We start from the raw sequence: 12,555 nt of genomic DNA on the forward strand, positions 1-12,555 counted from the left end.
GTTTAAAAATCTTATCTTTTTACTTGTTTGTAAGTATACTACAAGCATATTTAACCAGAATTGGTAATAAGTATTTATATGAATATAAAAATGAAATTAACTCCTCTAATGCAACAATATTATGATATTAAGAAAGAGTATTCGGATACATTGTTGCTTTTTCAAGTTGGTGATTTTTACGAACTTTTTTTTGAAGACGCACAAAAAGCAGCCGTTTATTTGGGTATCGCTTTGACAAAGCGCGGCAAAATAAATGGAGAACCAATTCCGTTATGCGGTGTACCGGTGCATGCAAAAGATCATTATATGAACAAGTTAGTTCGCGGTGGCTTTAAGGTTGCTATCTGTGATCAGTTAGAGACACCAAAACCGGGTAGTGTGGTTAAGCGAGGGGTAACTCAAGTATTAACGCCAGGAACATTAACGGATGAAAAATTATTAGATGCAAAATCTGCCTCCTATTTATTTTCTTTTTTTTCAATAAACAATCAATGGGGGTTACTTTTTGGCGAGTTGTTAACGGCACAATTATTTGCAACTACTATACCGATTAATGCAGAAAAAATGCTCGAATCAGAGTTGATTCGTTTTTTTCCAGATGAAATTTTATTGCCCGTTGGTGATGTTGCAAAACAGTTCAATTCATTTTTTAGAAAGCAGGGATATTTTACTACATTAGTTGATATTGATGCTGTATCTGGTATGGATGAATGGATAGCGGAGCAATTTTCTGTAAAAATTCAGCAATATGTTGTGCAGCATAGAGCTTTGTTACATGCGTTGAAAACGTTTTATGCTTATTTGCGCAAAAATCAAGAAGCAGCGCTTGCTCAGTTTAAGAACATCCAGTGCTATCAAGCGGATGATTTTTTAATTCTTGATAGTGCTACGCAGCGTAATTTAGAGCTGATTAAAAATAATCAAGACAGTAGCAGGAAAAATACGTTATTTGAAGTGCTTGATGGGGCAATAACACCCATGGGTTCACGCATGATTAAAAAATGGCTACTTCGGCCATTAGTAAAAAAAACAGCAATTGAACAACGGCAGCAGGTTTTAGAATTGTTTATTGCGCAACTATCACTGGTGCAACAGTTAGAAAATTTTTTAGTGACTATCGGTGATATTGAACGTGTGATTGGGCGCATCGCATTGTGCCGTGCAACGGTGTATGATTATACGTGTTTGCGGCGGGTGTTGGAAATTGTACCAAATTTAAAAATTTTTCTGCAAAATTTTCTACAGCTTCCATTAATCAATGTTGTATATATACATATAGCGGATTTTTCTGTGTTAACACAGCTGCTTGTAGCAGCGTTACATGATGAGCCGAGTAACACTTTGATTATAAAAACTGGTTTTGATCACAATCTGGATAGACTGCGTGATCTGATCGAAAATGGTAACAAAAAAATTATAGAACTTGAGCTGCGTGAGCAACAAAAAACTGGGATTACGTCATTAAAAGTTCGATACAACAAAGTTCATGGCTATTACATTGAGGTAACTAAATCAAATATACATGCAGTGTCAGAAGAGTATGTACAACAACAAACGTTAGTGGGACGTACTCGTTTTACCACACCTGAATTACAATTATTACAGCACGAATTGTTTAGTGCACGTAACGAAATTGAGGAAGCGGAAAGGGAAGTTTTTGAAAAAATAAAACAAGAGGTTGCTGGTTATATTACTCCATTGAGAAAACTTGCACATGCAGTTGCTCATTTAGATGCGTTGCTAGGTTTGGCTTGTGTTGCATATAACAATGGGTATACAAAACCAATGTTTTCTGATTCTCGCGAAATTATTATTAAAAACGGCAGGCATCCAGTGGTAGAAGGTTCACAAGAAGTAGCTTTTATTCCAAATGATACACAGTTAACTAATCAGGAATCGACATGGATTATTACTGGTCCTAATATGGGCGGCAAGTCGACGTATCTGCGGCAAGTAGCTCATATAACCATTATGGCACATATTGGTTCATTTGTGCCGGCAAAACGGGCAGATATTGCATTGTTAGATCGCATATTTACCCGTATAGGATCAAGCGATAACGTAGCAGAGGGTAAAAGTACTTTTTTAGTAGAAATGGAAGAAACAGCTTCAATTTGTTTGTATGCAACTAAAAATAGCCTCGTTATTCTAGACGAAGTGGGCCGTGGCACCAGCACGTTTGATGGATTAGCTATCGCTCAAGCGGTAGTGGAGTATATTCATTCTACGATCCAGGCACGCTGCTTATTTGCTACTCATTATCACGAATTAACCAACTTACAAAAGCGATTTTCTGGTATTGCTAGTTATTATGCAGCAAGTAAGAAAACAGAACGAGGAATTGTTTTTTTATACAAAATTATACGTGGTATTGCTGATGGTTCATTCGGAATTGAAGTTGCTAAGTTAGCCAGTTTACCGCAAGAAGTTATACATCGGTCCGAAACTATTTTGAAAGAACTTATGCTGCATAACAATACATCAGGCTTGCTAGCTAGTAGTATTTGTGACCATCAAAAAAACGATGTAGCTGGTTCAAGTATGCAAACAGAGCGTATGTATGAGCCAGCTTCAGTTATGGAAAAAGAACGTGTTGACGAAAACAAAAAGCTCAAAGAGCAGTTAAAAAAATTGGGCGAAATAGATTATGAGAATCTCTCGCCCAAAAAAGCATTTGATTTATTGTGGAGTTTGAAAGAAAATTAACTGTTATTTCTTTACTTGTGTAAATAATATTGTAAACAATTTACCTATCAAAGTTAATACAGTCAGTGCCACAATTACTGAATAGTTTACCCTTATTTTTATGTGGTAAATTATTTTGCCTCAATACGTTATGGCAATGATCTTCAGTGAGATTTTTTACCCAGTTATAACTTATCCATAATGCTATTGTTGGTACGCAATATGGCATAACCTTTGGATATAAAAATGCAATAAATGGATTAATAATCATTTTTGGTACGCGTTTTAAAAAATGAAATGTACGCCAATAGTGTAAACCAGTGCTAATTTTTTTACGAAAGAGAAATGCAATACCGCCGTGGACAAGTACAGATACAATACCTGGACGTTGGTATACTGTTTGAACAAGGCTAGAGCTATAAAAAGGTCTTTTATCTCGATATCCATCGGTTTGATCTGTTTGATTTGCTTGAATTAAACTAAATGTTAAGAACATACTTAAAAAAGTTGTTGTTAATACACGTAACATAATATATAATCTCCATTTATTATTTTTCTGCTGAGTTATTACATAGATCTTTACAACCATAGGTAAGTCCAAATCGCACGGTACATTTGTTGTGGGGGATACCTTTACCAAGTAGTTCAACGTGACATGCATTTTTTCCCACTGTTGTTATGCCTGTATGAGTTGCAATTAAACATGCAATAAGTGAGCCTCCAGGAATCAAAAATCCAATAACGTTTTTATATACAAAGTTAATGCTCGATTTTGCTATTTTTGATCTGCTAAATAGATTAAGAAATCTTTCTGGTGTTTGTACGAGCGTGTGCTTGGACCACCATTTGAATGTGTGAATAATTCGTTTACGCACAATAAATCCGGTTAGAGCCAACCCTACATACATTGGGATTGTAAATATTTGAGGATAGTCGTATCCCCACTGAGCAAGTAAATGTTTTTTTGGTTGTTGTTGCCATTGTAGTTGTTGAATCTTTTTTTTCCAGCTATTTTTTTGAGCATGAGCGAAGCTAAATAACAAACATATAATGAGAAACGCTGCAGTTAATTTACGTAACATAATAATCTACCACCTATTTAACATAATTTATATACCATATATGTATTATTATTGCAGATTGAAATTATTTGTCAAAGGGGTGAGGAATGGAAGTGTTTATTTAGAACATGAGGGTAGATTAAATACTGTTTTTTGCTATACTAAAAAACTAAGAACTACATTTTATCGATAGGATGAGACACAATGGAACATGTAGAAAAATTCGATAAATACGCCATATTTCAAACTGGTGGCAAGCAATATCAAGCCATAGAGGGTAAAACAATTGCTATCGAAAAAATAGAAGGCGAAGCCGGTACCCCTTTAGAGTTTAAAGAGGTTCTTTTTAAAAAGTCTGGCAATGAACAGTTTGAAATCGGTCAACCATATCTCGCAACACCGATCAAAGCGTCTATTATCAAACAGATGAAAGACAAGAAAAAGATTGCGTTCCGCTTTAAACGTCGTCAAAAAGTGCGTGTCAAACAAGGGCACAGACAGCCGTTGACGGTTATTAGAATTGAATCAATATAAAAATTTTGATTTAGTAAGTAAAAGAACCCAGTATAAAAAACTAGGTTCTTTTTGTTTATTCTAATAGTTTGATTTATAGCTTAGTGATCTTTTCCATGTGCTTATTTTCACCGGCTACAATAATTTTGTCATTTTCAGCAATAACATATTGCGGATCGGTAGAAACAATATTTTCATCAACCTGAACACCTATACATTTTACCTGGTATTTTTGATATAAGTGAAGTTCTTCAAGTGTTTTACCTATCATTGATTCGGGTGCTGTAATCTGACTGATAGAGTAATTCTTTGTTAATCGTACTAGTTCAGTATACGGTGTACTTAAATTATCCGCCAAGCGAATACCAATTTCTTTTTCTGGAAGAATGACTTCATCAGCACCAACCAACTGTACAATTTCTTTATGGATTTCGTTAATAGCGCGAGTGATAACGGTATGTGTTTTAAGTCTTTTTTTCAAAAGTGCGGTAATCAAAATTGATTGAGCAAAATTTTCTCCCATTGCTACTATAACGGTGTCCATTTCATCCACACCTACTGATCGCAGTGATGCTTCATCGGTAACTCGCATGCATACAGCCTGAGTGACTCTATCGCGAATTGATGCAACAATGCCTTCATTGCTGTCAATGGCCATTACTTCCATACCATTTTCTGCCAATCCAGCTGCTACTTGATAACCAAAACGCCCTAGACCAATGACACAAAACTTCATATAAGTATTCCTACTGTTACAGTGTACCTAACCCTAACATTACGGTGCATTCTTTATGTTTATTATACTAAATAAGAAAGTACTATACCAAGAAAAAAGCGCTAAAAAAAGGTTTTTATAAGAAAACATTACCAATAAAACCAACAGATAAGGAATAATATGATAGCGCTAAGAATTGCGATAACCACCCAATGTAAGTATCGATCAATAGTTTTTTTCATATGATGTCCCCATTTTTTCATTATAATAGCAATTAAAAAGAATCGAGTACCTCTTGCAATGGCTGAGCACAACACAAAGGGAATAAAAGAAAGCTTGCAAAATCCGGCTGTTAATGTTGCGGCTTTATAGGGTATAGGGGTAAAGCCAGCAACTAATATAGCCCAATATTCATATTTTTTATATTGTGAACACAAAAAAACAAATGAATCGGCGCTTATCATTTTGTTAACAAGCCAATTATGAATTATTTGGTAACCTAATTGATACCACAAGAAAAAACCAATCATATAACTAGTAATACCACCAAAAACAGAACCTATTGTTGCAATGGTAGCAAACCATAATGAATACTCTCTTTTTTCTATACAATAAAAAATAAGCATAGGGTCGGTTGGCAGGAAGCAAATTGCTTCTAAGTAAAAAAGTATACCAAGTGCAAGCGAAGCATATTTTGAGTTTACTTTAGAACACATCCATGTGTACGTACGCTGAAACATTACCGCCTTTTTGTTTTCACTTCAAATAATTTTTAATCTGATCAATGGCGATGCGATCTTGTTTAGTTGTATCACGATCTCGAATTGTAACCTTGCGATCATTCTCGCTGTCAAAATCGTATGTAAGGCAATATGGTGTACCAATTTCGTCTTGTCGGCGATAACGCTTACCAATAGAGCCTGAGACATCAAATTGCACGCGATATCCAGCTTCCTTCAAGCGGTGAAAAATTTCTTCAGTTTGTATACTTTGTTTTTTGGTTAGTGGCAACAATGCTACTTGTATGGGTGCTAGCTGTGGTGCTAAACGAAGTACTGTGCGAGTTTCACCCTCAATAGTATCTTCATCATACGCATCAAATAACACTGTTAAGAATAAACGATCAACGCCAACAGAGCACTCAACAACGTGTGGAGTATATGTTTGCTGGGTTGCATCATCAAATACGCCTAATTCTTTACCAGAATATTGAGAATGTTGCTTTAGGTCAAAATTACCACGATGTGCAATTCCCTCAAGTTCTTTAAAACCAAATGGAAATTCGTATTCAATATCAGTACATTGTGTTGAGTAGTGGGCAAGCTCGTCTTTTTCGTGTTTACGCAGACGAATTTTTTTATCATTGAGACCAATTGTTTTATAAAAATCAAAACGTGTTTGTTGCCACTGTTCAAAATAGGTTCCGGCATGTTCTGGTTTACAAAACCACTCAATTTCCATTTGTTCAAATTCACGCATACGGAATAAAAATTGCTTAGGTGTAATTTCATTTCTAAAAGCTTTACCAATTTGCGCGATGCCAAACGGAATTTTTACTCGTGTTGTTGAAAGAATGTTTTTGAAGTTTACAAAAATTGATTGTGCAGTTTCTGGACGAAGATATGCAATAGATGTTGTATCTGCAGCAGCACCTACTTGCGTTTTGAACATCATGTTAAATTGGCGCGTATCAGTCCATTTCTTTTGCCCGCAATGTGGACAGGGTTTTTCCAAATGTATTTCATCTGCCCGGTAACGATGTTTGCAGTTAAGGCAATCAACCATTGGGTCGTGGAAATGCTGAACGTGTCCTGATGCTTCCCATACGGCTGGTGCACCGAGTAAAGAACCCTCTAAATACACAATATCAAAATTAGTTTTATCAAGTGATTTTTTCCATGCATTGCGAATATTTTCTTTTAACAAGCTTCCCAGAGGGCCAAAATCGTATACACCGTTTAGGCCGCCATATATTTCTGCTGATTGGTAAACAAACCCTTTTCTCTTACATAATGCAGTGAGTTTTTCTAGCGTTACTGACATTGTTGTTTTCCTTATGGCCCGCTGCTGTGCAGGTTTAGAAAAAGTACGAATACGTATTTAAATTATATATTATACTCATTCATATAGTGGCAGTCTATTGAGAGATGTCAGACAAGTTGCAGGTACGCGTGAACCGTTTTGATTTTTATTGTCAAAAGGCACTATTTGTCTGCGGCTGGTCTTTGTATCAAAATTGAGCTAGACTGAACCAAAATATGACGAAATGTGACAAAAAAATGAAAGTTGCATGTCGATGTTGTTTCAAATAGAAAAACCCAAGGAGAACTTCTGTGGAACAAGTTAAATCAATTTTGTGTGCGGCATTAGGTTTTTTATGCCTAACCGTTGTTGGTGGCATAGGATTTATATGGAAGATGTATCATAATCAGCAAGAGCTCTACAGTATGATGAATGGTCTTGTTGGTGAGCGTGGACAGGTAGCTAGTAGTATCGATGTGAATCAACCGATAATACAAAGAGTGGTGTCACAATCACAAGTGTGGCGGCCTGTTCAAAAAAAAGTTAAAGATACAGTTGTACAAATTTTTGCTCAAACGGCTGAATTTAATATGTTAGAACCGTATAAGGCGCCGACACAGAAGACATCGCGTGGAAGTGGTTTTTTTATTCGGTATGAAGGTAATGTTTGTCTGATCACCAATGCGCATGTTATTAATCAAGCAAAAGCCATATGGTTCCAAGTACCATCGATGGGAAAACAGTTTTTGGATGCAGAAATTAAAGGAATAAGCCCCGACCACGATCTTGCACTTTTGCAATTAACTAACGAAAGTTCATCGCGTATTGAAAAAGAGCTTGGAAAAATTCCTGCACTTGAATTAGGTGATTCAGATTTAGTTAGACGGTCTGATGAAGTTATGGCTCTTGGATATCCACTTGGCCAACAATCACTCAAAAGTACAACGGGGGTGATCAGTGGCAGAGAGCAACATATGATTCAAATGAGTGCAGCAATTAATCCGGGAAGCTCTGGTGGACCGTTACTTAATTCTAATGGTGATGTTATTGGAGTAAACTTCGCTGGTGTTGTTGGTGCGCAAAATGTTGGGTATATTATTCCTATTAACGATTTAAAAATAATTTTGCCCGATTTATACGAGATTCCGTTATTGCGCAAACCGTTTCTGGGTGTTCTTTATAATAATGCAACAGAAAGTTTGACTGAGTTTTTGGGAAACCCAAAACCAGGCGGCTGCTATGTTATCGAGGTAGTAAAAGGAAGTACTTTGTATAAAGCTGGCGTGCAACGTGGTGATATGATTTACGCAATTAATGGGCATAAGTTGGACATGTATGGCGAGATGAACGTGCCGTGGTCAGAAGATAAAGTATCTATTGTTGACTATGTTTCTCGCCTGTCTGTTGGGCAAGATGTTCATTTGGTTGTTTATCGTAATGGACATCGTAAGACAATGAACGTTAAATTTAGCCAAACTGAATTACCCCCTATACGTACTGTATACCCAGGATTTGAAGATATTGATTATGAAGTTGTTGCAGGTATGGTTATTATGCCGCTTACTATAAATCATATACAAATTTTGGCACAAGGTGCGTCTGGCCTGGCAAAATATGCAGAAATAAAAAATCAAACAGAACCGCAATTGGTGGTAACGCATATTTTTAGTACATCAGAGTTATATAAATCGCGTACGCTATCTCTTGGTGCAACTATCAATGAAGTTAATGGGGTAAAAGTTCGTACACTTGAAGATTTGCGTGGTGCATTTAAAAGTGGTGTTGGTAATAAATTTTTAACAATAAAGGCTTCAGATCATATTATGCGTTCATCAGAAAATGTATTTGTTGCATTACCGTTTGAAAAAGTTCTTGCTCAAGAAGAGCAAATGGCAAAAGATTATCATTATCCGCTTTCTGATACAGTTAAACAATTGTTAAAATCGACTAAAACTGTATAGCTTATAAAAAAATGAAGATTAGACTTGACCAACTATTACAGCAACGATATCCGAGGTATAGCCGCCAGCAATTACAAAGCTGGATTATGCAAGGAAAAGTAACTCTTGATGGTAAAGTTTTGGATAAGCCAGGTACACAGGTTGTGCCAGATGCGGTGTTGGTTTGTGATTTTCATGAACCAAAATATGTTAGCCGTGCCGGGTTTAAATTAGAAAGAGCACTTGAGTACTTTAACATAGATGTTGCTGGATTAGTTATTCTTGATGCTGGTATTTCTACTGGTGGTTTTACTGACTGCTTATTACAAAAGGATGCGCAAAAAGTATATGGTATTGACGTTGGCTATGGTCAGGTGAGCGAGAAGATTCGTAAAGATGATCGTATTGTATTAATGGAACGCACTAACTTGCGTCACTTGGAGGCGGTTGGTGAATTAGTTGATCTGGTAACACTTGATCTTTCTTTTATATCAATAATCAAAGTAATGCATGCTGTGTGTGCAGTATTAAAAGAAGATGGTGAATTAGTAACGCTGATTAAACCTCAATTTGAAGCAAAAAAAGAACAGGTTGGACGTGGTGGTATTATTAAAGATTCAAAGATTCATAAAGAAGTTATCAAACGTGTCACTGATGCGGTTAAAGAATATGGGTTTGAGTTAGTGGGCGTGATTGATTCACCAATTGAGGGTACAACAGGTAACAAAGAATTTTTGGCATATTTTAAAAGAGTATGATGACCCTCTGCATTGTTAACTAATCAAAACCTCAAGTACATGTCGATTTTGCTCCAATGCAAGCTCAAGTGAATTTGCTGGAGTAAATGTTGGCTTTTCTGTCATTGCATAATGGTGAATAAGTGTGCCAACATTGTTGGTTAGTTTTAGTAATTGGTTGGCGAGCTTTTTCTCTTTTAGTACAATTGCTGCAGTGCCAAATGGTCCTAATATTGCGGTTGCAGGAGAATTTTTTCGGTATTTTTTTTCGATGTCCTTGAGTTCTTTTTCAAGTACACTAAATTTTTTGATTCGTATTGGATCTCCTGAGTCATGTGCTATTGCTAATGCAACGTGTAGTTGTTCGCTAAGTGTTTCAATATTGGCTAAAAATTTTTTGTCCAACTCGTGTACTGTGAATTTTTCTTGAGTGCTATTGGAAGCTCCTGATGCATTTGTGGACGGACTATCGTTTAATACAGCATAATGAAGCCCCAGATATGCAATTGCGATAAAAAAAACATATTTTAGCAAAGTTTTATGCTTCATAATCAAACCTTATTTAATGTTTTTGATATTCTTATCAGAATAGCGAGTATGTTATTTTTGGTCAATGATAGGTGAAAAAATTGGCCAAAAACTGTTTTTTTTGGTACATATATGGAGGTGAAATTACGTATATGCGCCTGTAGCTCAATTGGATAGAGCGCCGGACTTCGAATCCGTAGGTTGCAGGTTCGAGTCCTGCCAGGCGCACCAGCCTACGCGTAAAGTGGTTGGTAATGCCACATTTTGATTGACTATGCCGTTCTTACTTCAAATTTTTACTTTGTGGCGCCCGTAGCTCAGTAGGATAGAGCGACAGATTCCTAATCTGTAGGCCATAGGTTCGAATCCTATCGGGCGCACCAATACATACCCTTCAAATCCATATGCTTAGCGGGCTTTATACGATGAATAGTCTATTGTATAGGGTAAAATCGTGCTTTTGTCTAAAGTTCCTTCTAGATCGATTACAAAACAACCTATGAAACTATTTAATTATTATATAAATATTTATTTGACAATATGAAATATTAATACTATTCTAATAGGGAAGTTAAATGGTGGTTTGATCATTATCTTACCGAGCATTGTGTGGAGTATGAGTGGTCAAATAAGATTTTTTATAAAAACGGAGGTTATTCTAATGAATACATTCTTAAAAGCTAAAGTATTAGCTTTATTATTTACGTTTGGTGTTGCGTCACCGGCATTGGTTTTTGCCAATGGTACATGCGCTGTAGATGTGATTACAAAAGAGGTTTTGTTACAAGCTTTGGAAGCGGGTCAGACGCTTAAAGATATTGTAAGTAAATATGGTATGGAGGCCGTAAGTTCTCTTTTGCAAGATTCCGATGTTAAGCAGGTAATTACCAGAATTATGCTTGAAGGTAGTCGTGTACCTTTTAAAGCTGTCCCTTACGAAGAGATAGGTATTGCATGCTCAAACTTTGTTGCTTCAGCATGGAATGTTGGTTGCGATATACTTGCAGATATAGCAAAAAGTAAAGTTGCAACAATAGTTATTGGTTCTGTAGTGGTCTACAAGACTCTTAAGTTTACTGGCATCTGGAACTGGGCAAAAAAAAGGTTAGCTTAAGTTAATATATAAATAGGCTCTTTGTACCCTCACGTAAAAGAGCCTATTTTCCATGATAGTGAAAGTAAAATAAAATAGAGGTTATGTGTATATGAAAACGCAAAAGTATATAAAAAATTTATTATTTGTACTGCTCATTAGTGCTTTTGTGATACCACAAACAAGAGCAATGGCTCAAGAAAAAGAAACATTTGGTCAAAGAGCTTTCAAAAAAGTTCTAGTTTTTGGTATTCCTGCCGCTATTGGTGGCATCATTGCTTATAACTATTTTCCAAAATCTGTCTATAGTTTCTTAAATCCAAAACATTTGTATAATTGCAGAGTGCAAACAATTCCAACTTTTGTAGGTTCTTGTACTGCTAATAACAGTGAATTACCAAGAATAGTGAACATTGTAGCTCCGTTGAATTATTTGCGTTCTGGGTTATTTAGTGGTATTTTTCATGCAGATAATGTTAGGGGTGCGACAACAGGATTAGTTGCTGGTATTACTGGTTGTATGGCGTTACGATTTGAACGAGCTGGTATATTTGGTTATGGCGGATCCGATAGAAAAAAAATTGCTTCAGCTGTTAGAAAAGCATGTGATAATAAAAATTACAGAGAAGCACTCGATGATCTTGAAACGCTTACTGGGTGTTCTGCTGATTATATAGAGCAATCTATTTTAGGTGTTACGGATAGTCAAAATGTATCTTCAGTTACTAAAAATCAATTAGGAGTTGGTGTGACAACTGTCGGTGCAAATGAAACGCTTAATCAAAGAATATATGAATATATAGATACTCAAAGTCAAAATAACAGCTGGAAGCGACGTGTGCCTGGTCTCCTAGCTAAGACACTTATACCTAGTTTCTTTTTGAGCAAACCTCGATCACGTGACAAAATAATTAACATAATACTTTGTGGAAATAATTATGGTATGTTGAATGGCTGTTGTAGTTGGTTGCCAAAGTACATGTCATATTTGGGAACTTCTAGTATAGGATTAGCTGCTTCTGTTGTACTTCAGAAAAAGCTTTGCCAAAGTTATTCAATAAAGTATTGTGGCTATGGACTTGGAATTGGTGCCTTAGGATACTTTATAACTCGAAATGTATTGTTGTATCCAACAAGAAAAGAAGCTGCAGAAGCAACATGTGAAGTATTAAGAAAAAAATATTCATAAAAAATAATTTGTATACTTCACCATTTCTTCTTTCACGTAAAAATGGGTATCCTTAACAGGATGCCCATTTTT

The 12,555-nt window shown here is 36.0% G+C and carries 12 protein-coding genes and 2 tRNA genes; 8 read left to right on the forward strand and 6 right to left on the reverse strand.

The annotated features are described in order from the left end of the window. Window positions 1-78 precede the first annotated feature (78 nt). Window positions 79-2,706 (forward strand): DNA mismatch repair protein MutS, encoded by a 2,628-nt coding sequence (gene mutS / locus KC460_00740; GenBank protein MCA9769879.1) that lies wholly within the window; start codon window positions 79-81, stop codon window positions 2,704-2,706. Between the two features lie 40 nt (window positions 2,707-2,746). Here mutS and KC460_00745 read toward each other — a convergent pair whose 3' ends face one another. Together KC460_00745 and KC460_00750 are read right to left on the reverse strand one after the other, a co-directional pair. Continuing rightward, window positions 2,747-3,214 carry a hypothetical protein gene (locus tag KC460_00745; GenBank protein MCA9769880.1) on the reverse strand — a complete coding sequence of 156 codons (468 nt, stop codon included), beginning with the start codon at window positions 3,212-3,214 and terminating at the stop codon, window positions 2,747-2,749. A gap of 19 nt (window positions 3,215-3,233) precedes the next feature. Further along, on the reverse strand, window positions 3,234-3,767 hold the full coding sequence (locus KC460_00750) for a hypothetical protein (protein MCA9769881.1): 534 nt from the start codon (window positions 3,765-3,767) through the stop codon (window positions 3,234-3,236). A 183-nt stretch (window positions 3,768-3,950) separates the two neighbouring features. Between KC460_00750 and rplU the strand changes: the two genes are divergently transcribed. Continuing rightward, window positions 3,951-4,280 carry a 50S ribosomal protein L21 gene (rplU, locus tag KC460_00755; protein MCA9769882.1) on the forward strand — a complete coding sequence of 110 codons (330 nt, stop codon included), beginning with the start codon at window positions 3,951-3,953 and terminating at the stop codon, window positions 4,278-4,280. 73 nt (window positions 4,281-4,353) lie between these two features. Here rplU and KC460_00760 read toward each other — a convergent pair whose 3' ends face one another. From KC460_00760 to KC460_00770, 3 genes are all read right to left on the reverse strand, one after another. Further along, on the reverse strand, window positions 4,354-4,995 hold the full coding sequence (locus tag KC460_00760) for a TrkA family potassium uptake protein (protein ID MCA9769883.1): 642 nt from the start codon (window positions 4,993-4,995) through the stop codon (window positions 4,354-4,356). Between the two features lie 128 nt (window positions 4,996-5,123). Beyond that, entirely contained in the window at window positions 5,124-5,714 is a 591-nt protein-coding gene (locus KC460_00765; GenBank protein MCA9769884.1) for a DedA family protein, read from the reverse strand. A 16-nt stretch (window positions 5,715-5,730) separates the two neighbouring features. After that, window positions 5,731-7,017 (reverse strand): glycine--tRNA ligase, encoded by a 1,287-nt coding sequence (locus tag KC460_00770; GenBank protein MCA9769885.1) that lies wholly within the window; start codon window positions 7,015-7,017, stop codon window positions 5,731-5,733. Between the two features lie 290 nt (window positions 7,018-7,307). Here KC460_00770 and KC460_00775 point away from each other — a divergent pair, with 290 nt between their 5' ends. Both KC460_00775 and KC460_00780 read left to right on the forward strand, forming a co-directional pair. Beyond that, window positions 7,308-8,957, forward strand: a complete 1,650-nt coding sequence (locus KC460_00775; protein MCA9769886.1) for a trypsin-like peptidase domain-containing protein — start codon at window positions 7,308-7,310, stop codon at window positions 8,955-8,957. An 11-nt stretch (window positions 8,958-8,968) separates the two neighbouring features. After that, on the forward strand, window positions 8,969-9,694 hold the full coding sequence (locus KC460_00780; protein ID MCA9769887.1) for a TlyA family RNA methyltransferase: 726 nt from the start codon (window positions 8,969-8,971) through the stop codon (window positions 9,692-9,694). Between the two features lie 15 nt (window positions 9,695-9,709). Here KC460_00780 and KC460_00785 read toward each other — a convergent pair whose 3' ends face one another. Beyond that, window positions 9,710-10,222 carry a hypothetical protein gene (locus tag KC460_00785; GenBank protein ID MCA9769888.1) on the reverse strand — a complete coding sequence of 171 codons (513 nt, stop codon included), beginning with the start codon at window positions 10,220-10,222 and terminating at the stop codon, window positions 9,710-9,712. Between the two features lie 133 nt (window positions 10,223-10,355). On the opposite strand from KC460_00785, the gene KC460_00790 reads away from it, so the two are divergent. The 4 genes from KC460_00790 to KC460_00805 all read left to right on the forward strand — a co-directional run bounded on the left by KC460_00790 (window position 10,356) and on the right by KC460_00805 (window position 12,483). Next, window positions 10,356-10,432, forward strand: a tRNA-Arg gene (locus tag KC460_00790). Between the two features lie 75 nt (window positions 10,433-10,507). After that, window positions 10,508-10,584 (forward strand) — tRNA-Arg (locus KC460_00795). Window positions 10,585-10,862: 278 nt separating this feature from the next. Further along, window positions 10,863-11,315: a hypothetical protein gene (locus KC460_00800; protein MCA9769889.1), complete on the forward strand. Its 453-nt coding sequence runs from the start codon at window positions 10,863-10,865 to the stop codon at window positions 11,313-11,315. 91 nt (window positions 11,316-11,406) lie between these two features. Further along, the gene (locus tag KC460_00805) at window positions 11,407-12,483 is read left to right on the forward strand and encodes a hypothetical protein (GenBank protein MCA9769890.1); all 1,077 of its coding nucleotides are present in this window, start codon (window positions 11,407-11,409) and stop codon (window positions 12,481-12,483) included. Window positions 12,484-12,555 lie beyond the last annotated feature (72 nt).

It is taken from the genome of Candidatus Dependentiae bacterium (assembly GCA_020431705.1).
GTDB lineage: Bacteria > Babelota > Babeliae > Babelales > Vermiphilaceae > JAGQHQ01.